The sequence below is a fragment of the Cohnella sp. LGH genome (assembly GCF_017671885.1).
Taxonomy (GTDB): domain Bacteria; phylum Bacillota; class Bacilli; order Paenibacillales; family Paenibacillaceae; genus Cohnella; species Cohnella phaseoli.
Window position 1 is genome coordinate 4,575,825 of record NZ_CP072117.1, and the last position, 24,693, is coordinate 4,600,517.

The 24,693-nt window shown below is 55.9% G+C and carries 24 protein-coding genes; 11 read left to right on the top strand and 13 right to left on the bottom strand.

The genetic code is table 11. The features are described 5' to 3' along the window. Nucleotides 1-7: 7 nt before the first annotated feature. The 3 genes from J4772_RS19690 to J4772_RS19700 form a co-directional block, all read right to left on the bottom strand. Nucleotides 8-196, bottom strand: a complete 189-nt coding sequence (locus J4772_RS19690; RefSeq protein ID WP_116060305.1) for a glutamate decarboxylase — start codon at nucleotides 194-196, stop codon at nucleotides 8-10. Between the two features lie 515 nt (nucleotides 197-711). After that, a complete protein-coding gene (locus J4772_RS19695; protein WP_209071051.1) occupies nucleotides 712-1,446 on the bottom strand; it encodes an alpha/beta hydrolase in 735 nt (244 codons plus the stop codon). Nucleotides 1,447-1,477: 31 nt separating this feature from the next. Beyond that, on the bottom strand, nucleotides 1,478-5,158 hold the full coding sequence (locus J4772_RS19700) for a DNA polymerase III subunit alpha (protein WP_209071052.1): 3,681 nt from the start codon (nucleotides 5,156-5,158) through the stop codon (nucleotides 1,478-1,480). Between the two features lie 171 nt (nucleotides 5,159-5,329). Here J4772_RS19700 and J4772_RS19705 point away from each other — a divergent pair, with 171 nt between their 5' ends. The 3 genes from J4772_RS19705 to J4772_RS19715 all read left to right on the top strand — a co-directional run bounded on the left by J4772_RS19705 (nucleotide 5,330) and on the right by J4772_RS19715 (nucleotide 6,716). Next, a complete protein-coding gene (locus J4772_RS19705) occupies nucleotides 5,330-5,656 on the top strand; it encodes a YtrH family sporulation protein (RefSeq protein ID WP_116060301.1) in 327 nt (108 codons plus the stop codon). 7 nt (nucleotides 5,657-5,663) lie between these two features. Continuing rightward, nucleotides 5,664-6,164, top strand: coding sequence for a sporulation membrane protein YtrI (locus J4772_RS19710; protein ID WP_116060300.1), 501 nt, complete (start codon nucleotides 5,664-5,666; stop codon nucleotides 6,162-6,164). Between the two features lie 252 nt (nucleotides 6,165-6,416). Continuing rightward, nucleotides 6,417-6,716 carry a YtpI family protein gene (locus J4772_RS19715; protein WP_116060299.1) on the top strand — a complete coding sequence of 100 codons (300 nt, stop codon included), beginning with the start codon at nucleotides 6,417-6,419 and terminating at the stop codon, nucleotides 6,714-6,716. Between the two features lie 8 nt (nucleotides 6,717-6,724). Here J4772_RS19715 and J4772_RS19720 read toward each other — a convergent pair whose 3' ends face one another. Then, entirely contained in the window at nucleotides 6,725-8,068 is a 1,344-nt protein-coding gene (locus J4772_RS19720; RefSeq protein ID WP_209071057.1) for a DRTGG domain-containing protein, read from the bottom strand. Nucleotides 8,069-8,230: 162 nt separating this feature from the next. Between J4772_RS19720 and J4772_RS19725 the strand changes: the two genes are divergently transcribed. Then, nucleotides 8,231-9,589: a sensor histidine kinase gene (locus tag J4772_RS19725; protein WP_209071059.1), complete on the top strand. Its 1,359-nt coding sequence runs from the start codon at nucleotides 8,231-8,233 to the stop codon at nucleotides 9,587-9,589. A gap of 23 nt (nucleotides 9,590-9,612) precedes the next feature. On the opposite strand, the gene J4772_RS19730 is transcribed toward J4772_RS19725, so the two are convergent. The 6 genes from J4772_RS19730 to J4772_RS19755 all read right to left on the bottom strand — a co-directional run bounded on the left by J4772_RS19730 (nucleotide 9,613) and on the right by J4772_RS19755 (nucleotide 14,083). Then, entirely contained in the window at nucleotides 9,613-10,323 is a 711-nt protein-coding gene (locus J4772_RS19730) for a hypothetical protein (RefSeq protein WP_209071061.1), read from the bottom strand. 357 nt (nucleotides 10,324-10,680) lie between these two features. Continuing rightward, entirely contained in the window at nucleotides 10,681-12,333 is a 1,653-nt protein-coding gene (locus J4772_RS19735) for a b(o/a)3-type cytochrome-c oxidase subunit 1 (RefSeq protein ID WP_209071062.1), read from the bottom strand. 13 nt (nucleotides 12,334-12,346) lie between these two features. Next, entirely contained in the window at nucleotides 12,347-12,817 is a 471-nt protein-coding gene (locus J4772_RS19740; protein WP_116062289.1) for a cytochrome c oxidase subunit II, read from the bottom strand. Between the two features lie 19 nt (nucleotides 12,818-12,836). After that, complete coding sequence (locus J4772_RS19745) at nucleotides 12,837-12,998, bottom strand: cytochrome c oxidase subunit 2A (protein ID WP_209071064.1); 162 nt, start codon at nucleotides 12,996-12,998, stop codon at nucleotides 12,837-12,839. Nucleotides 12,999-13,201: 203 nt separating this feature from the next. Next, nucleotides 13,202-13,597 (bottom strand): cupredoxin domain-containing protein, encoded by a 396-nt coding sequence (locus J4772_RS19750; RefSeq protein ID WP_116062287.1) that lies wholly within the window; start codon nucleotides 13,595-13,597, stop codon nucleotides 13,202-13,204. Nucleotides 13,598-13,711: 114 nt separating this feature from the next. After that, nucleotides 13,712-14,083 (bottom strand): hypothetical protein, encoded by a 372-nt coding sequence (locus J4772_RS19755; protein ID WP_209071065.1) that lies wholly within the window; start codon nucleotides 14,081-14,083, stop codon nucleotides 13,712-13,714. A 159-nt stretch (nucleotides 14,084-14,242) separates the two neighbouring features. Here J4772_RS19755 and J4772_RS19760 point away from each other — a divergent pair, with 159 nt between their 5' ends. From J4772_RS19760 to J4772_RS19770, 3 genes are read left to right on the top strand one after another with little or no spacing between them, the layout of a single operon-like run. Continuing rightward, the gene (locus tag J4772_RS19760) at nucleotides 14,243-15,817 is read left to right on the top strand and encodes a spore germination protein (protein WP_209071066.1); all 1,575 of its coding nucleotides are present in this window, start codon (nucleotides 14,243-14,245) and stop codon (nucleotides 15,815-15,817) included. Beyond that, nucleotides 15,817-16,917, top strand: a complete 1,101-nt coding sequence (locus J4772_RS19765) for a GerAB/ArcD/ProY family transporter (RefSeq protein ID WP_209071067.1) — start codon at nucleotides 15,817-15,819, stop codon at nucleotides 16,915-16,917. Before J4772_RS19760 ends, J4772_RS19765 begins: the two co-directional genes overlap by 1 nt. Beyond that, nucleotides 16,914-18,029 carry a Ger(x)C family spore germination protein gene (locus J4772_RS19770; RefSeq protein ID WP_209071068.1) on the top strand — a complete coding sequence of 372 codons (1,116 nt, stop codon included), beginning with the start codon at nucleotides 16,914-16,916 and terminating at the stop codon, nucleotides 18,027-18,029. Before J4772_RS19765 ends, J4772_RS19770 begins: the two co-directional genes overlap by 4 nt. 104 nt (nucleotides 18,030-18,133) lie before the next feature. Here the strand turns inward: J4772_RS19770 and J4772_RS19775 are convergent, their stop codons facing one another. Then, on the bottom strand, nucleotides 18,134-18,358 hold the full coding sequence (locus J4772_RS19775; protein WP_019422432.1) for a helix-turn-helix domain-containing protein: 225 nt from the start codon (nucleotides 18,356-18,358) through the stop codon (nucleotides 18,134-18,136). Nucleotides 18,359-18,548: 190 nt separating this feature from the next. After that, complete coding sequence (locus tag J4772_RS19780; RefSeq protein ID WP_209071069.1) at nucleotides 18,549-19,175, bottom strand: YhcN/YlaJ family sporulation lipoprotein; 627 nt, start codon at nucleotides 19,173-19,175, stop codon at nucleotides 18,549-18,551. Nucleotides 19,176-19,361: 186 nt separating this feature from the next. Between J4772_RS19780 and J4772_RS19785 the strand changes: the two genes are divergently transcribed. Then, on the top strand, nucleotides 19,362-20,330 hold the full coding sequence (locus J4772_RS19785) for a ketoacyl-ACP synthase III (protein WP_209071070.1): 969 nt from the start codon (nucleotides 19,362-19,364) through the stop codon (nucleotides 20,328-20,330). A 24-nt stretch (nucleotides 20,331-20,354) separates the two neighbouring features. Here the strand turns inward: J4772_RS19785 and J4772_RS19790 are convergent, their stop codons facing one another. Beyond that, entirely contained in the window at nucleotides 20,355-21,266 is a 912-nt protein-coding gene (locus J4772_RS19790; protein ID WP_209071072.1) for an NAD-dependent epimerase/dehydratase family protein, read from the bottom strand. A gap of 173 nt (nucleotides 21,267-21,439) precedes the next feature. Here J4772_RS19790 and J4772_RS19795 point away from each other — a divergent pair, with 173 nt between their 5' ends. The 3 genes from J4772_RS19795 to J4772_RS19805 are packed head-to-tail and all read left to right on the top strand — an operon-like array spanning nucleotide 21,440 to nucleotide 24,685. Further along, nucleotides 21,440-22,162 (top strand): glycosyltransferase family 2 protein, encoded by a 723-nt coding sequence (locus J4772_RS19795; protein ID WP_209071074.1) that lies wholly within the window; start codon nucleotides 21,440-21,442, stop codon nucleotides 22,160-22,162. A gap of 49 nt (nucleotides 22,163-22,211) precedes the next feature. Beyond that, a complete protein-coding gene (locus J4772_RS19800; protein WP_209071076.1) occupies nucleotides 22,212-23,306 on the top strand; it encodes a glycosyltransferase family 4 protein in 1,095 nt (364 codons plus the stop codon). After that, entirely contained in the window at nucleotides 23,300-24,685 is a 1,386-nt protein-coding gene (locus J4772_RS19805; RefSeq protein ID WP_209071078.1) for a glycosyltransferase family 2 protein, read from the top strand. The genes J4772_RS19800 and J4772_RS19805 overlap by 7 nt, the downstream gene beginning before the upstream one ends. Nucleotides 24,686-24,693: the final 8 nt, after the last annotated feature.

The following is a 24,693-nucleotide window of genomic DNA, read 5'->3' on the forward strand; positions in this document are numbered from 1 at the left end:
TACTGAATTACAGGTGCAAAATGCTGCCTAATACCTCTTCTACTTCCCGCACCTCGCCGGATGGAACCAATATCTCGTATTGCGGTTTCGTTAAGTTTATGGGGCGTACTTGTACGAGAAACCCTTCATCGGTAAGTCGCTTCTGAATTCTGTCGGCGATCTTAGCGGTCGGTGCGATGTAGATGACCGTCCACATGATGCGGTACCCCCAATTTCTTAAGCATTCAATGAAAAACCAAGACAGGCAATATGGAAATCATAGCACAGATTCCGCAACACTAGCAACCGAGAAGCGGCAGATGCGGATAGTTGCTCCGGGCATAGCCCGGGCTGCCGCCGTCTACCGGAAGATCCGGCATAGTTCAAGATTCGATGCGGAATCTGCATCCTGGCCTGTTGCGCAGTCAAAATCGGACTTTATAAACTACCGTTCAAAATAAGTTCAAAAAGTCCGATTTTCGGCACCGAGGCTGGTCGCTTAAGACCCTCTCGCGGACTTATTCGCCGCTCCCCGGCTCCGGCGGCGCGCTTAAGACCGCCTCGCGGGCTTATTCGCCCGTCACCCGCTCCATTTTCGCGCATCACCCGCACCAAAAAGTCTCATCACAAGGGGGCGCTCATGTGTGCGAACGGGTCATGCCTAGACGATCCAATTGCCTATAATTTGTAAACAGATGAGTCAAGCATAGTCTCTTAGGTCATGCACAGCCTCTATAGAGGGAGCCAGCTTAGTACTTTCTGGATTTTCAGATCCCAGTAGCCCCATTCATGGTCTCCCGGCTCCTCCTCGTAGGTAAGCGGAAGCCCGAGCTTGCGGCAGTGGTCGCGGAAGCGGATATTGTCTTCGTACAAGAAATCCTCAGTACCGCAGCATTGATATAGCATTGGCGAGCCCGATTGGTCCGCAACCCTCTCCGCCAAAGCGAACAGATCGATAGATGTGCCCACTACCGAATTCGTGTCTCCGACGATGTTTTTAATGTCTCCGGCGAATCCCTCAGCGACGAGACGGTTGACGTCGACGGCTCCGGACAGACTGGCCACGGCCGCGAAGCGATCCGGGTGCGAGAGACCGAGCTTCAGCGCGCCGTACCCGCCCATCGAAAGCCCTGCCGCAAAGTTGTCCTCCCTGCGATTGGACAACGGGAAGAACGAGCGCGCCAAACGTGGCAGCTCCTCGCTGACGAACGTCCAATACTTCGCCCCGTGCTCCATATCCGCGTAGAAGCTGCGGTTGACGGCAGGCATAACGACGGCGATGCCGTACGCATCCGCATAGCGTTCGATCGATGTTCTCCGGCACCATATTGTGTGGTCGTCGGACAAGCCGTGCAGCAAATACAGCGTCTTAAGCGGACGGCGTTTCTCCCCTTGCGGAATAATCACGTTCATGGAAGCCGCAATCTCCAACGTTTCGGAAACGAAACTGCACTGAAGCAATGCCATTTGATTTTCCCTCTCTTATCGCCAATTTGAACTACTTAACCCTCACTGTGCCCGCACCAAGAAGCTTCTCCAACTGTTCGACAAGCTCTGTCGAAGGATCGACGCTGTATTCGTCGCTCAAGGCTACGGTGCGGCGAGCCTGCTCGTAGCGGAGTATCGTCGGGAGAGCGCCGGGATGCGCCTTCAGCAGCAGCTTGAGGCGGATCAGCGTCGCCGGCTTCTCATGCCCGGCGTCGATCAGAATATAGACGCGCTGGGGCGCGGCGCTTTCCGACGACGCTGCAGCCGCTCGCCGCGCGGCAGCTCCCTGAGACGCTACAGGAGCGGCGCTCGGCGACCGCGACGATGGCGGCGCATTCTCGGCCCGAACCGTTCCTCCCGCCGCTGTCGGGCCCGCTCTCGCCGCCTCCGGCCCCCTGGCGGACGGCCCCCCCGGCGGCGCGGCGCGGTCGCCGCCTCTGCCGGAGCCTCCGGCAAAGCGTTGTCCCAACCGCCGCAGCCTATCCGCCTGCGCTTTCAAATCCTGAGCATCCAGCGGTAGAATATCGTCCGCAAGCAGCTTGTAATCCTCATCTCCATGCTGCACCTTCGCCCGCACGAAGACGAGCGAGCCCTTCTTGACGAACGAGGACGCTTTCGCCCATGCGGACGGAAAAGCGACCAGCTCCGTTCCCATAATCCGATCCTCGATTTCCAGAAACGCCATCGCTTGGCCTTTGCGCGTAACGAACGGCTTGAGCGAGACGATCATTCCCGCCGTAAACGCCGTCGCCCCGTCCGCCAACTCGGCGATATCTACAAGCCGCTCGATCCTCAGCTCTTCCAGCAGCTCGTCGTAAGCGTCAAGCGGATGGCCGGAAAGATAAAATCCCATCAGCTCCCGCTCAAGCTCTAGCATTTGCGTTTGCGAATAGGGCGGAACGGGAGGCAGCTCCACGTTCCAGTTCGGCGTCTCCTCGAAATCGAACAGCTCGATCTGCAGCTCCTCCCGCTCCTTGCGCCATTGCGCCGCGGCCGCAACCGTCGGCTCGAGCGCCGCGAGCTGCTGCGCGCGATGGCCCGGCATCGACTCCAGCGCTCCCGCCTGCACAAGCGATTCAATGACTCGCTTGTTGCAGGTGCGCGGATCGATACGGCGGCAAAAATCGCTCAAGCTCTCATAGGGCCTGTCGGCCCGCTCTCGCATGATGCTCTCGATTGCCTGCGTGCCGACGTTCTTCACGCCCGCCAGCCCGAAGCGGATGGCGTCCCCGCTCGCCGCCGGAGAGAACAGCACGCCGCTCTCGTTGACGTCGGGCTTCAGCACGGCGATTCCCATACGGCGGCATTCGTCCACGTACTCCGCAGTCTTGCGTTGGTTGCCGACGACGGCCGTCAGCATCGACGCCATAAACGCGACCGGATAGTGGGCTTTCAGATAGGCCGTCCTGAAGGCGAGCACCGCGTAGGCGGCAGCGTGAGCGCGGGGGAAACCGTAGTCGGCAAAACGCACGATCAGATCGTATACTCCGTTCGCCTCCTGCTCGTTGTAGCCCAGCTTTAAGCTGCCCGAGACGAAATGCTTCCTCTGCTCGTCCAGCACCTCGCGTTTCTTTTTCGAAACTGCGCGACGCAGTAAATCCGCCTCGCCGAGAGAAAACCCGGCCATGACCGAAGCGATCTGCATGATCTGCTCCTGATAGACGATAATGCCGTAAGTATCGGCAAGAATCTCCTGCAAATTGGCGTGCGGGTACTCTACCTCCACCTGACCGTGTTTGGCCCGGATAAACTGCGGGATAAACTCCATCGGGCCGGGGCGGTACAGCGCGACCGCGGACACGATATCCTCGAACGAGGACGGCTTCATCTCCTTGAGCACCCGCCGCATGCCGGTGGACTCGAGCTGAAAGATGCCCGTCGTCTCGCCGCGCCCCATCAGCTCGTAGGTCGCGGGGTCCTCGTAGGTCACCTCCTGCCAGCGCAGCTCCCGGCCGGTCTGCTCGCGGATCGACGCCAGCGCCCGCTCGATGATCGACAGCGTCCGCAGCCCGAGGAAATCCATCTTCAGCAGGCCGATCGCCTCAAGATGCTCCATCGAATACTGCGTCAGCGGTACCCCTTCCGTCCCTTCCTGCAGCGGCACATAGTCGGTCAGCGGATCGGAGGAGATCACGACGCCCGCCGCATGCGTAGAGGCGTGGCGGGGCATCCCTTCCACTCTGCGCGCCATCGCGATCAGCCGGCTCGCATCGCCCGCCCCTTCCGCCAGCGCCTTGAAATCCGGGCTCTCGCGCATCGCCCGCTCGATCGACATTCCCGGCATGCCGGGAATCAGCTTGGCCGCCTTGTCGACGTCACCGTACGGCAGGTTCATGACTCTGCCGACGTCCCGAACAGCCGCTCGCGCCGCCAGCGTTCCGAACGTAATGATCTGCGCGACGTGCTCCGCTCCGTATTTCCCGACGACGTAACGGATGACCTCGTCGCGCCGCTCGTCGCTGAAATCGATGTCGATATCCGGCATCGTCACCCGCTCCGGGTTCAGAAACCGCTCGAACAGCAGCTTGTACTTCAGCGGATCGACATCGGTGATGTTCAGCACGTACGCGACAAGGCTGCCCGCGGACGAACCGCGGCCCGGCCCGGTCACGATGCCGTGCTCGTGCGCGAACCTAATGAAATCCCACACGATCAGGAAATAATCGTCAAACCCCATCTCTCCGATAACGCGCAGCTCGTAGTCGAGCCGCTCGGCAGCCGCCGTGCGGAAATCCGGGTCCGACCATTCTTCGGTCCCCTCATAGCGAGCGCGCAAGCCTTCGGCACAGAGCTCGGCCAAATGCCGCCCGACCGTACTGCCCTCCGGGAGCGGAAAAAACTTCGGCAAAATATGCCGCCCGAACTCCAGCTCCAGCGAGCAGCTGTCGGCGATTCTGACCGTGTTGGCGATCGCCTCCGGCACATGCCGGAACATCGAGGACATCTCTTCGCCGCTCTTCATGTACAACTGGTCGGTGGCGATCTTGAACCGCTCCGGATCGTCCATCATCTTGCCCGTGCCGATGCACATCAGCACGTCCTGAAGGGAATGATCTTCCTCGCAAATATAGTGGGAATCGTTGGTCGCGACGAGCGGAATGCCCAGCTCCTCGGACAGCCGGATCACTCCTGCGGTAATCTTCTTCTGCTCGAGCAGCCCGTGATCCTGAATCTCCAAATAATAGTTTTCTCCGAACAGCGACCGATAGCGCAGCGCAAGCTCCTTCGCGGCGTCGTAGTCGCCTTCCTCAAGCCGCTTGGACAGTTCGCTGCTCATGCAGCCGCTTAGACAGATGACGCCCTCCGAATGAGCCGACAGCACCTCATAATCGATGCGAGGTCTATAGTAGAACCCTTCCAGATGCCCGATTGTCGTCAGCTTCATCAGGTTGCGGTAGCCCGTCTCGTTTTGCGCCAGCAGCGTCAGATGATAGATCGGCTGCTCCTTGCGCGATTGCTTGACATGCCTTGAGCCTGCAGTTATGTAGGCCTCCATGCCGATAATCGGCTTGATGCCGCGCTCAACGCACGCTTTATAGAAAGGTACGGCCCCGTACATGACGCCGTGATCGGTCAGAGCCAGCGAGGTCATGCCCAGCTCCGCCGCCTTGGCCGCCATCTCCTTGATCCGGGCGGCGCCGTCCAGCAGACTGTATTCGCTATGAACGTGAAGGTGGACGAAATCGCACATGATAATCCCCCTCTTTTCCGAAATTCTTCCTCTCCCAAACCCATGTCCCAAACACACGTTCGAGCGTTCCCGTTTATTATTGTATCATAAGCGCCCCGGCCAGTCCCATAGATATGATAGAGAACAATCAACCGCAGAAGCCGCCAGGCGAATGCGGTCGGGGGGATGGACATGGACGAGTTTTTCACGAAAGCGGCTTTCAGCTTCTTCATCGCCTTCGGCGTCGTGCTCGGAGGAGCGCTGCTCGCGGGAATGGGATCGGTATTTCTGTTTACTCCGCCCAAGGAGAAAATGCTCCAGGTCGCCAGCAATTTAAAAATATGGGCACTCGTCGCCGCAGTCGGTGGCACGATCGATCCGATCCGGGTCATCGAGTCTCACATGCTGGTCGGCTACCTCTCCCCGGCCATGCAGCAGATCGGCTACATCCTGTTTGCTTTCCTTGGCGCGCATATGGGCGTTGAGCTTATTCAATGGCTGCATAACAACGGGGGGTGATCGGTCTGTGCGGATCCCTTCGTTCGATCGGTTCCAGAAGTTCATGCAGGTTATGGCTTTTTTCGTATGCGGCATGATCGTCGGCAGCGCCGTTTACAGCGCCCTCAAAAACAATATCGTCGACCAGATCATTCTGGAAAACTACGAGCTTAAGGAGCAAGCGGACTCGCTGCGCAAAGATTTGGAAATGGCGCATCAGGTACGCAAGGAAAACGTCATACGAAGCATCGTGGCCATCTTTATTCACGAGCCGAACGATGCGGAGACGGTCGATATCCTGACGGAAAAAGAGCTGAAGAAGCGGTTAAAGGAGGATCTGGACATCTTCATTGGCCGCAGCATTTATATGATCAACACCGATTCCACCTTCGCCAGAAAGCTGCTTAACACAAAGGTGTACGATCAGATCGAAGGCCAGAACTACGACGTGACGATCCGCACGATGCTTGTCGTCGACGGCGTGCTTCAGGTATGGGTGGAAGCGAAAAAGCATTTGGCCGGAAAATAGTCCGAGTTCGGGCCGTACGCGCATATGCGAGTCATGTCGGAAGAAGCCTGCGTTTGTGGTACAATGCTAGGGCGTGTATGTATACTCCGAGGATAGTAGGTTTGCATACACGCCCTAGAATATAAGTGCGCGTTCAGAAAGTTCAAGCTTCGATGACGAATCCGCTTCCTGATTCGGCTTCGCGATCAAGCTTTGACTTTATGAACTACCTCTGCAGGTATCGCAACGTTCAAAAGGAGCTGCTTCTTCGTCATGGTCAACGCGCTTCAATGGTTATTCGGAATATTGGTCGTCGTAACGGTCTTTTTCTCCGCGTTCTACAGCTTCCGCTCCCGCCGCGCGAGCGACGGACGCCTTCGCGGACTGTACGCCTCCCGAATGAACATCAGCATGGGGCTGATGCTGATCTTTATCGCCCTCATTCAGATGTTCATGTTCCCCGGCTCTTCGGTACGAGTCATAGTCGGCGCCGCGTTCCTCCTGCTCGGCTTATTCAACCTGTTCGCCGGCCTGCGCAATCACTCCCACTTTACCCGGCTGATGCGCCAGTAAACCGGCGATCAGGAAGGGTCGATCGTCTGGGCGGCCAGCATCGCTTTGGCGACCACCTCGCCGTCCAGCAGCGCCTCCACCTCTACCTTCACATACCTTCTGCTCGCCTCGATAATCCGCGGAACGATCGAAATGCTCGCATCCACCGGAACGGGGCGCAGGAAGTACGTCGTCATATTGTCCAGTACATACTCTTTTCTACGCAGATCCTCGACGACCCGGCTGGCCGCCTGCTGCATTAACGACGTCAGCACCCCCTCGGAGATCGTGCCGAGCGGACCCGACATCTGCGGCGTGGCCAATCCCGCGTACTGCAGCCTGTTCTCCTCGTCCCGTTGCTCCGCGAAGCCGCCCCACATGAGCGCGTCGAACGTCTCGCCCAGGTGGGCGGGTCGATTGGCGAACTGCATCGCCCGCAGCACCTCGCCCCGATTGATCGCTCCGACCAGCTTTCTTTGCCTGTCCACGACGGGCAACAGCTCGATCCCTTCCGATACCATCCGATGGGCCGCCGACGCGACCGGCGTATTGAGCGTAACCGTCATCGGCCGCCTCGTCATCAGCTTATCGAGCGTCTGGTTCGTCGGAGAGCCGGATACGTCCTTAAACGTAATCATCCCGACAACGCGATTCCACTCGTCCGTAACGGGAAAACGGCTGCTCCCCGTCTGTTCGCTCAGCTTTACGAAGTCGGCGACGGTGGACGACAGCTTCAGCGCACCGTTTCGGGCCGAAGGCTCCATCAGGTCGGCGATAATCATAATTTTGCGTTTGATCAGTTGATCGTACATCGCTCTGTTGATCATCGATGCGACGGTGAACGTATCGTGACGACAGGTGAGAATCGGCAGCCGCCTCTCGTTGGCCAATCTTCTCACTTCCTCGCTGGTTCCGAATCCTCCGGTGACCAGAACGCCCGCTCCCTGCTGCAGCGCGATGCGGTGGGCGTTTTCCCGGTTGCCGACGATCAGCAGGCTGCCCGCATCGATATAGCCGGCCATCTGGTCGATCTCCATCGCGCCGATGACGAATTTGTGCAGCGTCTTGTCCAAACCTTCCTCGCCGCCCAGCAGACTGCCCTGCACGATCTCCAGCACCTCCGCGAACGTGAGCTGTTCCGGATGACCGCGCCTCTTCCTGTCTACACGGACGGTGCCGATCCGCTCTTTCGTGCTGACGAGACCGAGCTGCTCGGCCTCCTTCAGCGCACGGTAAGCCGTCCCCTCCGACACTCCCCGCTCCTTCGCCATCTGGCGAACCGGAATCTTCGTGCCGATCGGCAGCTCGCGAATATGCTGCAGAAGCTGCTCGTGCTTCGTCAGCTCGTTCGGATGATTATCGTTTCTGACCATTTCAGACCCCTTCCTCATCCCCGGTCTTCATTTAATCTTCCCTGCATAAATTATCCGGGATCGAGCTTTTCTATCATTTGCCAATAGGCAGTAACGTAGTACAATAGGCTTACGGACACATATCATCTTAATTCAACCGGCTTAAGGAGGATTACTGCCGACATGCTGCTTTCTTACGTCCAGCTCATTCTCGGCCTAACCATCCCCCATACTCTTGTCCGTATTTGGCTCGTCTTCGCGGCAGCCGGATTGAGGCCAACACGCCATGCCCGCAAGCTGATTCTGTTCGCCGTCGTAAGCTCCGTCGCAGACTTCGACTATTGGCTCGTGCCTGCGCCGGTTCACGCCATAACCGCAACCAGCATCGCTTTCGTCGCCTTGTATGCGGTGTTCAGAACATTCGGCAGCAGAAGCGTACTGCTGCTATTCGTAGCTTACACCGCGACCAGCTTCCTGGCCGATATCGCCGGAGGAGCGTTGATCCAGCTACTGTACGGAATGACCGACCGCAAGGACATCATTGCCAATCATCCGCTTGTCTTCCATTCCGTGTATGTTCCGCTCGGGATCGCGCTAGGGCTATTGGCCCTCTACCTGGAGAAGAGAAGCTATCCCTTCCTCCTCCGATTATATCAGTATTTGCTCGATATCCAACAATCCCGGATGAAGGAAGTCATGCTGCTAATTATCGTTCAGCTGTTCGTCGTCGGCTTGCTGTTCTCGATCGGGATGGAGAGCGAGAAGCGCACCGAAACCTCCTATAACTGGACCGTATACGCGCTCGTGCTGCTAACTTTCTGCGCGATCTACTTCATGCTGCGGCTATTCGTCCGCATTCGCGAAGACGCAATCTCACAGACGCGGGACGTGTACGCGGAGGAGATCGGTCAGATGTTCACTGCTATTCGCGGACACCGGCACGATTTCTTGAACCATATGCAGGTCATGTCCTCCATGCTGCAGATGAACAAGCTCGAACAGCTCAAGGGCTATATGGACGATCTCGCCAAGGAAACGCACGCCGTCGCTCCGGTCGTCAGCCACTCTTCCCCTGCGCTAGCCGCTTTTATATCCGGCAAGACGGAGCAGGCGAAGGCGAAGGACATCCCGTTCGACTGCGATATTCCCGCGGATCCGGAGCTGGAGCAATCGATCAAAATGATCGATCTCGTGAAAATTATAGGCAACCTGGTCGATAACGCCTTCGAGGAGAGCGAGACGATTCCGCCGAATAACAGAAGCGTGCGGATGGCGATTCGGAGCGAAGGCGAGAGGCTTGCGCTTGAAATCAGCAACCGGGGCCGCCCTCTATCCGACAAGGAGCTGCGGATGATGGCGGTGCCCGGCTACACGACCAAGAAAGCGGGTCATTCGGGGCTTGGGCTGGCGATCGTACAGGAGAGGGTTCGCTTCTATGGCGGCACTCTGAGCATTCGCTACTGCCCGGAAAATGAAACAACCGCTATTGTCGTCGAGTTGCCCCGCAATAAAGCGAGAGAAGCCGACCGTGTCCGCGTGTGACATCGATCGGCTTCTCTTCTTTTTTAGCCAAAGATGGCGGAAACGAGATACATTAGCAGCAAGTAGGCGGCCAGCGAATATACGATGAAGAAAAATTTGCGCTCCCGTCGCACCTCGTGCAAGTTCTCCGCCAAACCGACGAGCAGCACGAGATTAACAAGCAATAAAAAGGCGCACAGCAGCATGGACAACTGCAGCGAGATAAACGACAGCAAACCCGTAACGAGCCATGCCGCTCCGAAAGCCAATTGCGTGCCGCCCAGGTTGGCGACGGCTTCCTTCCAATCCAGCTTGCGCGTCCCCAGCCAGTTGCCAACCAAAGTCAGCGAGCCGATCAGCAGCGCGATGGAGAATAGACCAAGCAGCAGAGCTTTGCCTGTCGAATCGCCGCCGAACGCACCGGTCATCATTAGACTGCCGATCGAATCAAAGATGCCGAGCTTCGATTTGATCGCTTCCCGGAACAGCCAGCTCCAGAGCGCGAAGCCGATGACGCCGGATGCGGCCCCTATCGCCCCGTAGATCCATTCCGTCTGCGGCTGCAGACTCTGCGAGGCGGTCGGATTTCTGAGCAGCGTCAGCAGCTTCTGCGCATCCACTCCCGCCAGCGGAGAAGTCGTGCCAACGGTCGGATGAGCCGCCGGATTGGCCGATGCGGCCGCAGTCTGGCTTTCAGCCGGTTCGTTCGCCTCTTTCTTACGCAGATCAGGCTCGTTCGAATGCGTGTCGGACATGTCGTTTTTTCCTCCTCGGAACAACTTAGGAATATTTTTCCTTGATACAGTTGTTCGACGGCAATCGCGATAATCCTCCCTATCCGCAGCAATTCAAATTAGCAACGACAATAAGAGGCCGTCCCATGAGCAGAGTTGCTTAAGATAATCGATAGACAAAGAAAGGGGTATGTACCTCCTGGAGACTCCTGGAGACTGCCTCATACGCTCTTGAAATGACCCTGTAACGGGTTTCCCAATTCAGATTTCAGGAGCGTATAGCATCGGAAGGAGGTACATACCCCTTGCACCTTGTTCATCGATTATCTTTTATAGCAACTTGGTTGGCTCATGGGAAGGCCTCTTTGCTAATTTGAATTACCAGGTTACATATCCCGGCGATCCCGGGGTCGGATTGGTGATCTGATCGATAACCGGAATCGTATACGCAATGACGATCAGAATAACCGTCAGCGCGATCCAAAGCTTCCAGTTCTCCAGGAAACGCGGAGTCGGCTCCGATGCCTCGGACACTTCGCCGAGCGGATACTCGGTCTCTCCTTTCGGAGCGCGCATGAGAGCAACGATGTTATAGATGATCAGCAGCACGCCGACGAACAGAATGATGCCTCCGACAGCCATCGCTACATGATACGGCATCCATAGAATCGCGTCCGGGTGGTCGTCGTAGGTGTTAAAGGCGGTGCGTCTCGGCGAGCCGAGCAGTCCCACCGTATGCATCGAGCCGGACATGAAGAACATGCCGATGCACCAGATGAGCGTCTGAATGATGCCCAGCTTGTTCAGGCGCGGAGTAAGGACGCGGCCGGTCACGACCGGGATGAGCCAGTAGACGATGCCGAAGAAGGTCAGCGCAACGCTGGTCGCCACAGTCAGATGGAAGTGACCCGTTACCCACAGCGTATTATGGACGACGGCGTTCATCTGGTTACTGGCGTTGATCAGACCGCCGGCGCCGGCCGGAATGAAGACCAACATGCCCACGAACGGAGCGAAGAAGCGCACGTCCGACCACGGCAGAACTTTCACCCAGCCGAACAGCCCTTTCGTTCCTTTGGAGCGGCCGTTCAGCTCAAATGTCGCAAACAGCGAGAACGCGGTCATCAGCGACGGAATCACGACCATAAACGTCAGCACGACCTGGAGATATTTCCAGAAGTGGCTGATCCCCGGCTCCATGAGCTGATGGTGGAAGCCGACCGGAATCGAGAACAGCAGGAACAGCACGAACGACATCCGGGCCAGCGCATCGCTGAATATTTTTCCGCCGATAATTTTCGGAATGATGACGTACCAGCAAATATAAGCCGGAAGCAGCCAGAAGTAAACGAGCGGATGGCCGAAGAACCAGAACAGCGTTCGACTCAGCACCACGTTAACCGTTTCCACCCAACCGAACGACCACGGAATCAGCTGTAGAACGACTTCAGCAGCCACACCGATCGTTGCGATCTGCCAGAGCAGCATCGTGATGACGGACATGTAGGCGAACAGCGGGGACAGCTTGCCCTTGTTCGTTTTTTTCCATTGCACGTATTGATAGAAAATACCGAATCCGCTTAACCAGCTTCCGATGACCACCAGCGCAAGCGCGATATAGAAAAACGGAGAAGCTTTCATCGGGGCGTAGAACGTATACAGAACGCTTGCCTTGCCCAGCAAGATCACGACGACGCCGATCAGCGTACCGATGGACATCAGCCAGTAACCGATCCAGCCGAGCTTCTTCGTCAGCGGTAGCAGCCGCCCTCCCAGCGTCTGCGAAACTCCGGAATACAGAAATCCTACTATAAAATAGGTTGTAAAAATGAGCGCCATCAGCACGCCGTGAGCGGTCAGCAGCTCGTAATATCCGATATTGGCCGGGAGCGTGATCGTGCCGCCCTTGACCATCCCCTGCAGCATGCCGGCAATGCCGCCGAGCAGCAGCGCCGCGAACGCGAACAGAACATGCGCGATGACCAGCCGGCCGTCGTTGCGGTCGAATGACGAAGATTTAGTTTCATTCATGGGATACGGCCTCCTATTTTACCACCAGGGTAGTTTTCATCATTTCGTGGGCGATCCCGCAATACTCGTTACAGATAATCAAGTATTCGCCGGGCTTGTCGAACGTATGGGACACGTGGCTGACTTCCCCGGGCGTGACCATGACGTTGACGTTCGTGCCGGGAATCTGGAAGCCGTGCACGACATCCGACGAGGTGATTTCGAAGTGAACCGTCGCGCCTGCCGGAACCTCCAACGGAATCGGATCGTAGCCGAACGCGTAAGCGACCATGACGGCCTTGTACACATTGTCTCCGATCTTCGTAATCTGCGGCTTGTCGAACGGCGGCGTCTCGCTCACCTTCGCCGGATCGATGCGATGAATATGCTCGTTCGGAGGAGCGATTCCCCTTCCGAAGGTCATAATCCCCAGTACGAGCAAAAATACGACCAGCATGGATACCCCAACCGTTAGCCATATTTTCTCAAGTCGATGCATATGCATAATGATTTGCTCCCCCTATTTAGTCGCGTGCGACGAACAGAATAAAAACTCCAATCCAGGTAATGGCCAAGAACGCTCCAAGCAGCATAACGGAAGCAAAGGCCCCCTTCAGCGATTGCTCCTTATGCTCCGGCTCCGAACGGGTTTCTTGCGTTTTCGGCACCGATCGATCATCGCGCATTCCGATTCCTCCTGATTTCAAGTTATTTACATTGTAAGATCATCCGGTGCGATCTAACTGTGATAATTGTCACTTGGACATTGACTAATGTGGACGATTTGTTACACCGATTTTGCGCATGAAAGAGGGACTGCCCGTCGACGGAGAAACGATCCCGAATGATCGGGATCGTTTCACGCCAACGGACTGCCCCTGGAAATAAATTATTGAACGATCAGCTTGCTGACCATATCTTCATGGCCTTTGCCGCAGAAGATCGAGCATACGATCTTGAATTCGCCCGCTTTGTCGGCGACGAATTTCACTGTGGCGTTGCCTTTGACTTCCTTGTCGTAACCCTCGATTTTAAGAGCGTGATTGCCTTGGCTGTTTTTCAGCGTAATGCTGACTTCGTCGCCTTGCTTCACCGTGATTTCGCCCGGATCGAACTTGAAGTTCGTCGCGTCGATCGTGATCGCCTTCGCCTCGCCTGCGGAAGAACCGGCAGCTTGAGAAGCCGACGGGGACGGGCTGGATTCTTTCTTATCTCCTCCCCCGCAGCCGGATGCGACCAACATCGCGGCTAACAACAGCGCGCTTAAAGCTACCCATTTTTTCATTTTGTATTGCTCCCTTCAACGGTATCGTCTCGTTTACAAGCACATCATAATACCCGAAGGGAGGGGTCGAATGTGATATGGGTCACACCGTAACAATATTGACACACTTTACGCTTAGAGCCTCCGATAGCCGTCCGGCAAGTTGCCGCTATCCCGAATCGCGCGAATTTGCGCGAGCGTTAAGCGCTGATTGGTCGAGATCAGGGATTCCGCGTCTTCGCCGCCGATAATGTCGTCCAGATCGGCGATGCTTCTATTGCCGCGAAACACCAGGAATCTGCCTCTGAAATTTGTACGAGTGAACAAGACTAACGTCGCGTTGCTGCTCGTGGAGAAAAATCTCAGGCTTTCGATGCCCCCGAGTCTCGAATCCAAATTCGCAATCCCCAGATTGCCTCGATAGATCGCGCTGCGTCCCCGGAAGTTCTCTTCGTTGTACACGGTTAATCTCGGATACGTCTGCTGAGCTTGGATCTTGTTCGCCATCTCCTAACACCTCCTCCCCTCCCACAATATGAGAGAGGACAAGATATGCTTGTACGATCCGACGCGTCGATCAGCGGAAACCGCACTCAGACAGTATAATTTTCCATTCCTCGGCAAACTCTGAATAAGCAACGATAATCGAGGGCGGGAGTTTGTGCGATGTTCCCCTTTAATCTATTTTCCGGAAAAAGACGATACTCCTCTGCACGCCAAAACGCTGGAAATAAAGGCGTTCGCCCGTTTATGCCCGAAGAATCGGAGGGAGAGGAGCACCCTCTGGATCCCGACTTATCCCGCAATCTGGAGGAAGTCGCTCGCCGCTTTCCGGATTGGCCGGACTTCATCGTGTTCCGATTCGTCTCGGGCTCCGATCAGGTCCCTGCCGCTTTGCTCTATCTGGACGGACTGACGGATAAAAAGGCGATTAACGACAACATTCTGCAGCCGATGATGTCGTCGCAGCAAGGAAATTCGCCAACGAGGTTTCCCGAGCCTACGATCGGCGACGTGCGCAGGGCGCACAACTGGCAGAAGCTCGAATACGCCATCATGACAGGCGACTGCGTACTGCTGCTCGACGGCTGCGCGCATGCCGTCGTTTATAATACCTCCGGCTGGCCGCAGCGCTCGATAACGGACCCGCAGCTGGAAAGCTCCCTCAAAGGCGCGCACCAAGGCTTCGTGGAGACAGCGGCGCAAAATCTGGCGCTGCTCAGACGCTACTTGCCGAACAAAGAGCTGAGGATTCATAAAACGATCATTGGCAAGCGCGGGAAGACCACTCTGTTTATTCTCTATTTGGCCGATGTAGCGCATCCCGACGTATTGGAAGAACTACGATCAAGACTCGACAAAATCGATGTCGATGCGGTGATTAACACCGGCGAGGTCGCAGAGTATATCGAGGACAATCCGTATTCTCCCTTTCCTCAGTTTATTTTGACGGAACGGCCCGACTCCGCGGCATCTCAACTGCTGCAGGGACGCTACGTCGTTATCGTCGATCGCTCTCCCAGCGTGATCATCGCCCCGAGCACGTTTATTTCACTGTTCCAAAGCGTAGACGATTATAGTTCTCGCTGGATGATCGCTTCGTTCATTCGGCTGCTGCGCTTTCTCGCTTTTTTTATCGCTCTGCTGCTTCCGGCTGTTTACATCTCCTTCATTTCCTATAACTACGAGGTTATTCCCTTGCAGCTGTTTCTATCGATCGCCGAATCCCGGGAGAGGGTGCCGTTTCCGCCTCTGCTCGAGGCGATGTTGATGGAGATCATGCTGGAAATGATGCGCGAGGCGGGAATCCGGCTCCCGGCCTCCGTCGGTCAGACGATCGGCATTGTCGGAGGCATCGTTGTCGGTCAAGCCGCCGTGCAGGCGGGCGTTGTCAGCAACATTATGGTTATCGTCGTCGCTTCGACCGCCATCGCTTCCTTTATTTTGCCGAGCTACGATATGGGAACGGCGGTCCGGCTGCTGCGGTTTCCGATGATGATCATGGCTTCCCTGTTCGGCGTCGTCGGCATCGTCATCGGGTTTATGACCATTCTGATCCATCTCATGTCGCTAGAATCGCTCGGAACGCCGTACGGCAGCCCGCTCGCTCCGGTCAGATGGTCGGATATGAAGGATACGTTCGTTCGGTTTCCGTTATGGTCGATGGTCCAACGTCCGAAGAGCGCCCGCCCCATTCAGGACAAGCGAGTAGGCCGGAGCAGACCGAGAGGAGACGGCTAGTGAAAGTCACCCGCTTAAACGAAATCACTCTGATACAGTACATTGCCATCGTCCATGGAGCACAGGTCGGGACGGGCATCTTTTCCCTCCCGAAAGATATTGCTCTGAAGGCGGGAGCGGACGGCTGGATCAGCATTCTTATCGCCTGGGCCGTCATTACCCTCGCAGGGTGCGTCATGCTGCTTCTGCTGCGCAAGTTTCCGGACGATCCGCTTCCGTCCCTGCTCGGCAAAATTTTCGGCCGCCGTCTCGGCAAGCTGGCGCTGCTCCCCTTTATCGCGTATTTCGGCTGCTTCGGATGGATCGTCATGGTCAATTCGATGCTCTATATCAAAGCGTGGTTTTTGCCGAAAACGTCGGGATTTCTGATCATCCTCCTGTTTGCGGTTCCGACTTTTATGCTCGTTCGCAACGGGATGCGGGTGATCGGACGCTATGCCGAGTTCATTTTATACGCCATGGCCTGGATGCCTGTTTTTTTGCTGTTTCCGTTGTCGGACGGACACTGGACCAATTTGCTTCCGATCCTGAAGGATGGCTGGACTCCTGTGTTCGGCAGCGTTCGGGAGACGATGTTCGCATTTGCTGGAATGGAAATTCTGTTCTTCGTCTACCCTTATTTAAAGCGCAAGCAGTACGCTTTCCATGGTATGTTGATCGCCAGTACGCTGACAATGCTTTTGTATACATTCGTCACGATTTTATGCTATATCCAGTTTCCGCAGGACGAAATCGTTCAGATCAACCAACCGTTAATGCATCTGCTGAAAATCATTGAATTCCGATTTCTGGAACGATTCGATATGATCTTCTTTGCGCTATACCTGTTTGTCGTCTCCAGAAGCTGGTCGGTATACGGCTTCGCTACCGCCTATTCCCTCGGCCGACTGTTCAACCGTGAAAATCATACTCAAATGACGGCCGTTTATTTGCTGGCCATTTTGGTTGTCATCTTCGTCCGTCAGCCTACCTGGAACCAGTCCATTCGCTTCGGAGATGGAATGACGATTTTCAACGAGTGGATGCTGTTTATCGTTCCGGCTGTCTTGCTGGCGCTCGTTCAAATCAAAGCTCTGTTCGGAAGGAGGACTCAGGGATGAAACGCAGGCTATGTTATCTCGCGCTGCTATTAGCGCTGCTGCCGGCTGGGTGCATGGATCGGATGGACATTGAAAATATCTCTTTAGCCTTAATTATCGGGCTTGATCTGGACGACAACAACAATCTGGAAGTATCCATCTCCAGCCCGGTCTTCAGTCGGGAAGCCAAGCGCAAGACCGAGGTTTACACCGCCAAGTCGCTCACTGTGCGAGCCTCCCAGGACGAATTCGACAAAACCTTCAAAGCTTTCACGAGCGGCGGAAAATCCCAAATTCTTCTGATCGGAAAAAAACTGATGATGCAAAAGCATTGGTTCGCCTTGCTGGATCCGCTTCTCCGCGATCCGAAAAATTCTACGACTGCAAGAATCGTGCTCGTTGACGGACCCGTGTCCAAAGTCATTCATTATGACCCGCAGGACAAGCCTCGCCTGCCGATTTATTTAACCTACTTGATCGATACCGCCTCGCATCTCAATCTTGCCACCCGCACGACTCTTCAGGAGCTTCACAGCATTAATTTGGACAAGGGCATAACCGCCAGCATTGCCGAATTGCGCTTCGACGACAAGATCTTTATTAAAGGAAGCGCCTTGCTGAGCGAGAACGGTATTTACAAACTGTCTATCGGCGACGAAGAAACCCGCCTGCTGCGCATGCTTCAAGGCGAAAAAAGCGGCGAGTTCAAGTTTACGCTGGAGCACGAAGGAGCAGTTCCCGGCAACGGGATCGTTCCGCGAAATCTCTATACCGTCAGCGCTGTGAAATATTCGAGACGGCTGAAAACCGGCTATGACCGGGATCATTTTACGTTCGACTTTCACTTCCATGTCAGAGCCTCTCTTCTGGAGAAGCTGTTTCCATTCGATGTTCTTAAAAGCGAGGACGTGCTCGAAGCGGAAACCGCCCGTCAGCTCGAAGACAAGTTCCGCAGCCTTATCCAAAAAATCCAACAGGCGAAAATCGACCCGATCGGCTTGGGACGGTTCGCCCGCGCTTACAGATACAACGAATGGAAACCGGTCGAGAACAAATGGTCCGCAACGTTGTCCGACGCCGACATCAATGTGAAGGTCGACGTGCTCATCGCGGCGATGGGGTCTATTCGGTAGAAGGCACCGCAATCAAAAAGCCCCCTTCTCCGTCCCTCGCAAGGGAACGAAAAAGAAGGCCCCGCGCCGATCGATCAGCGGCAAAAAAAGGTGCACCTGCTGCTTTAAATCTTTAGCTCCCCGAGCTTAATTAGCTCGACAACCGCTTGCGAACGACCTTTGACATTCAGCTTCTGCATAACATTGGAGATGTGGTTTCGCACCGTTTTCTCGCTGATAAACAACTGCTGCGCAATGTCGCGGGTCGTCTTGTCCTGTACTAGCAGTTCAAAGACTTCGCGTTCCCGATTGGTGAGTAGGAATTTGCTTTTGTGGTCGCTGCCCTTCAACGTTTGTCACCCCTCCTTGCCCGGGAATGTTGTGAATACAAGGTAAAGGGATACAGTCAACTTTATCATATGAAGAGGCATTTCCTCTGGTGCGAGGACCGGGCAAAATGGGCGCTTTCGTAAGTCGTCGAACGAAAATAGCCTGAAACCGGCAAGGCCGAGCTTCAGGCTATTTCCGACGCAAATTTGGTTACCGCGTGCGAGTACCGGAACGCTCCGGGAAAACCCGCTCGACGAGAGCGTTGAACTCGGTCAGGAAGCCTTGAATCGGATGCCCGGCTCTGACATCGTTCGCGTAGCCCTCCATGCGGCCGATGAAATCGGGGTTCGCGGATACATATACGTTTTCCACCGAAGGGGATAGCGACTTCACTTGATCGGCGATTTTGTCCTTCACAACGTCGTTAAGCGCCATATGTCCGGTGTTCGCACGATCGTCTTCCTTAACCGCAACGTATGCGTTGCGATCTGTCATCATCACATAGGCCGAATCGATGCCCGGCATAGCCGAGATTTTGTTAGCAATTCGATCGCTGGCTTCCATACGCGTATTGCCGTGCATGCCGACGACGTTGTTATTCATACGCTGATGGCCGTTGATGCGATTTTGCTCATTGGCCGCATCGTTGGCAAAGCGTTTCGCTTGAGGACGCATGCCGAATTCGTCGACTGCATACCCGCGAGCGGCGTTGTTATCGCGAACGGCGTTGTTGCGAATGTTTTTGTTGCCTAAATCCCCGGTTTTGTTCATGCATCCCGACAATGCGATTGCGGATGATAATAATACGGTCGTTGAAATCATAATGCCTTTACGCACGACGATATGACCCCCTTTTTGGTCGAATGCTCAGCGTTCCCGCCAAATCATAGGATGCATCCGGAGGGCCTCATTTATTCGATCGGAGGTCGCCTGCTTTCTTGACAGCGATGGCAATCGCAAGTATGATGGCATTATTAGAATCTGGTACTAATACTTAATACTAAAAAACTGGAGGAATGCGTAATGACTGCCCCTATTGCACAAGGCTTTCACTCCAAAGCCCAGCTTACGGCAATCGGAAGCTATGTACCGGACGGCAAAATAACGAACGCGGACTTGGAACAAATGGTGGAAACGGATAACGAATGGATCGTCAGAAGAACGGGGATTGAACTACGCCACCGAGCTGCGGCCGATCAGACGACCAGCGATCTCGCCATTGCGGCCGTGCAAGACCTGCTCCGTCGCTTCCCTGCGGTTGACCCCTCGCGAATTGACGGAATTATCGTCGCCACGACGACGCCGGATATGCCTTGTCCCTCCGTTGCCTCCATGATTCAACAGGCGATCGGCGCAGAACGCTGCCTCGCGGTCGATATCAGCGCCGCATGCGCGGGCTTCGTTACCGCCCTGCAAATGGCGAACGGCCTCATCCTAAGCGGGGCCTACCGTTCCGTACTTGTCATCGGCGCCGAGACGTTAACGAAAATAACCGATTACACCGATCGTTCCACCTGTATCCTGTTTGGCGATGGCGCGGGCGCAGTGCTGGTCGAATCCCGGGACGAGGGCGCCCTGTTGGCGGCAAATGCGGTAACGGACGGCTCCGGCGGTATGCAGGTTTACTGCCATCCGAACGGAAAACTCGTTCAAAACGGCCGCGAAGTATACAAATGGGCGCTGTCTACCGTCCCCGACGGCGTACGCGGTTTGCTTGATCAGGCCGGCCTAAGCGTCGGGAATATCGATTGGTTCGTGCCGCACAGCGCCAATCTGCGAATGATCGAGGCGATCTGCGAAAGACTGGGGCTGCCAGTGGAAAAAGCTCTGCAAAGCGTCGTCCTTAACGGCAATACATCGGCGGCCACGATCCCGCTCGCGCTGGACGCGGCCTGCAGGGAAGGCCGACTTCAGTCGGGACACCTCGTCGCTCTATACGGCTTCGGCTCCGGCCTGACTCAATCGGGCATGCTGCTTAGATGGACGATCTGATCCTCAAGCGTTAACCTTGAATGTCTACCGGTTAGTTACCTTAAATAGCTGCGACAGACCGTCGTCCAGCGATATGGCCGACTTCCAGCCAAGAACGGTTGCGGCCTTACCCGACGACAGCCTGCTGCATCTGGCGTCGCCGCTTCTCTCCGGTTCATAGATCCGGCCGAACGAGGCGGCGGCCAACCGCTCGCAGCGATCCGCCAGCCGGTTGATCGACGTGGCGATTCCCGTTCCAATATTGAACGCCTCTCCGTTTCCCTTGGCGATCGCCGCAAGGTTTGCCCGTACGACATCGTCCACATGGACGAAATCCCGACTTTGCTCGCCGTCGCCATGAATGATAAGCGGAAGCCCGCTCCCGATTCTATCCATAAAGCACGCTACGACGCCGCCCTCGCCCCTTGCCGCCTGACCGGGGCCATACACATTGGCATATCGTAATATCGTGTAAGCGACACCCCACCATTTTCCTCCGTAATCGATGTATTGCTCCGCAACCCACTTGGATAGCCCATATGGCGCGCTAGGTCTCTTGAGGCTCGATTCCCGGAACGGCCGGTTGCCGACGGCCTCCCCGTATACCCCTGACGTAGATGAAAAAACCAGCTTGCTGCCCGCTTCCCTACAGCCTTCCAGCACCCGCAGCGTACCGATAATATTGCTCCTTCCGTCGTCGGCAGGATTTTTGACGGAGCTTCCCATTCCGACCTGTGCGGCCAGATGAAACACGATTTGAGGCCTAATCGCCGCAATGAAATCCGCCGTATCCGCATCTTCCGCACGCAGCAGGCGGATGTCGACGCCGGAGGGCAATCTTCTTGGATCCCCCGTGCTCAGATCGTCGAGGACAATCACTTCATCTCCCCGTTCCAATAGCGCACGGACCAGACGACTACCGATAAATCCCGCTCCCCCAGTCACGATAACACGCATTGGCTTTTCAGTCCTTTGCCGTTTTCCTCCATTTTATGGAGACAAACCGTTCCCCGCTTGGACAGCCGCAGGAAAATAGGCGCTCGAACCCGGTTCAAGCGTCGTGGCGGCTGACGCCCTGTCCACATACGATGGAGCATCGGCTTTGTCTATCTGAAAGATTGGAGGCTGCCATGACGAAAGATCATTTTCCGCTCGTTAGCGTCATTATTCCGTTTTACAACTGTCCCTATATCGATCAATCTGTCGCCAGCGTGCTGAATCAGACATATCCGAATATCGAGGTTATCGTCGTTGACGACGGCTCGACGCTGCATCAGCATAAGCTCGATCCGTTTCGCTCCCGCATCCGCTATTTCGGCAAAGCCAACGGAGGCACGGGCAGCGCATTGAACTACGGCATGGGCATCGCTAACGGCAAATATATGGCCTGGTTAAGCTCGGACGATCTGATGTACCCGCACAAAGTCGCCCGCCAAGTCGCATTCATGGAAGAGCATCAAGCTCCGATCAGTTGCACCGACTTCCATTTGATCAACGCCAACAACGAAATTACGATGAGCGCGCTTGCCGTCAAATTTCCCAGCCTCAGGAAGCTGATCGAAGCGCTGTTCACCTTCTGCCCGATCAATGGCTCCACCGTCATGATGAATCGTTCCATCCCCGAACGGATCGGTTACTTTAACGAATCGCTCGCTTGTACGCAAGACTACGAATACTGGCTCAGAGTCCATCTGAACAGAATAGACTTTTATTTTATCAACGAGGTGCTGACTCTGTATCGCTGGCATGACGGAATGGGGTCCGTACAGAAAAAAGCCGCCGTAGATTACGAGTTTAATCTTGTCCGCGATAGCTATGCCCCCCAGTTGAACGCCCTGCTGAACGTGTTGTAACAACCGGCCTGTTTGCGCCGTTATTTTTGGCCACCGGGGAGGGATCCACTTGAAGGTTCTGTTCGTATTTATCGTGCCTAGCGGCGGGGTAAATACCTTGAATCGGCTAAGGCATCAAGCTTTGCTCCCCGCAGGGATCTACAGCCATTTTCTTTACTTTCGGGAAGGCAGCGGCTCCTCCGATTTCGCTCCGGGCATTCCGGTATTCTACGCCTCGGAGCCGCCTGCCGTCCGGCACATACTCGACTATTATTCTTTCGATTGCATCGTGGTCACGTCTTTTTTTCTGCAAATGGCGCTATTTCGCCAACTCGGCTTCGCGAAACCGATCATCTATGAAATCCAGGGCTTCGGCTCTCCCGAGCAGGCCCGGCGCAATCTGTCGGAGGCGATCCCTTTCGTGAACGAATACGCCAATGCGATCCTTTATCCCGGAACCCCGGTCATCGGCGCCTTGCTGGAGGAGTTGTATCCTTTTAAACCTAAATATTCGTTCGCCAACCCATTCGATCCTCGCGCCTTCGACAGAAGCTCGTTCGCTTATCCCCCGGCCCCCCCTCTCGACTACTCTCCGCTGGTGTGGATCGGCAGGTTGGAGGATAACAAAAACTGGCGCGACTTTCTGCTCATCGGAGCAGAAGTGATCAAGCGCAAACCCGGCGTGCGGCTATGGATGTTCAGCGACCCGGCTTTGGCCGAACCGGGAGAAGCCGAACAGCTTGCGATATGGACGCAAGGGCTCGGACTTGGCCATTACATTTTTCATCACCATAACGTCGCCAACTCGTTAATGCCCTATTACTACGATTTGATCGCTTCTTCCGGAGGCGTCCTCTGCATGACCTCCAAATCCGAAGGAGCGCCCTACGTGGCGCTGGAAGCTCTTAGCTCAGGCTGTCCGATCGTCACCTCCAACTCGGACGGGGTAAGTTCGGCAATCCTCGACGGCACGACGGGGCTGTATTACTCCCACGGAGATATAAGCGGAGCGGCGGAGCGGGTAATGCGGCTAATGACGGAGCGCAAGCTGAGAAATTCTCTCGTTGAAACGGGAAAAAAACATGTGCGGAGTGAATTTTCGATGGAAAACTATGCGGCTCGGTTCTCCGGCATGCTCTTGACCCTTGGTGCGAGACCATGCTGACGAGCATTGTAATTCTTACGCTGAACAATCTTGACCAGACGATGCGCTGCTTGCACAGCATTCGCGTCTTCACGAACAGCCCTTACGAATTGATCTTCGTCGACAACGGTTCGATCGACGGCACGACGGCTTGGCTCGCTCAGCAGCCCGACGTCAAGCTGATCGCGAACGGCGCGAACCGCGGATTCGCCGCCGCCTGCAATCAAGGCGCGGCGGCAGCCGGCGGAGACCATATCCTGCTGCTCAACAACGATACGATCGTCTCGCATAACTGGCTGACCGTCATGCTGCAATGCCTGCACGCAGACGAGCGGGTCGGCATTGTCGGGCCGAAATCGAACTTCGTCCTCCCTTTGCAGAAAATCGCTGTAGATGTCAGCAGCGAAGGACAGTACCATCTGTTCTCGCAAAACTTCAATCGGCACAATCCGGCTCAATGGCAGGACTTGGCCGCGCTCAGCGGCTTCTGTATGCTGCTCAGACGCAGTACTTGGCAGCGGTTGGGAGGCTTCGACGAAGCGTTTGGCGTCGGAGGCTACGAGGATATCGATCTTGGTTACCGAGCGCTGCGGGAGGGATTATTTCTGCGACTTGCCGGCGACGTCTTCATCTATCATGAAGGCAACCGGAGCTTTAATGCCAATGCAATCGACATGTACGGCGTAGCCGCAACCAATCGCCGCCTGTTTATCCGCAAATGGGGCTTTAATCCGGAACGGCTTATTCTGGTGCACGATCCCGCGTTTTTGCCCGATCGCTACGCCTCGCCCCACCCCCATCATGCACCGCAAGCGCCCGAGCTGCCAAGCGGCTGGTACGGCATGGGAGAGGACGGCTGCGTCTACCGCATCGAACGCGGGCATAAGCGACCGATTCACTCGTACGATACATTCTGCCGACTCAATCTCAGCTTCGACCGTGTCGGCCGATGCGGCTCCGCGCTGCTGAACAGCCTGCCGACCGGTCATCCGATCGACGCCGGGAACTTCCCTCACGGTTATCCCGACGTGTTTATCGCGCGGGACCCGGCAGGAGGAATGTACAGCGTCTGCCATGGCGTTCGCTATCCGATCGAGAGCGAAGCGACGATGCTCGCCATCGGCCTGCGGCCGGAGGACGCGATCCCGCTCGGCTACGAGCAGATCTGGAGCTACGGGGATGGCTGGCCGATGCGGGGCAACGTTTGGGAGAACTTCGAGCTGCACGACTACGCTCTGTACCGGGGGCCGAACGGCGGCCTGTACTACAGCGAAGGCCAACGGCTGCGGCCGCTCGTCTGGGAGGAAACGCTGACTCGCTTCGGCTGGAACATGGACCGGGCCGTATTCATCGCTCCCGAGCTGTTTCATCGTTCTCCGATCGGGTTTCCGATTCACTAAATCAAGAG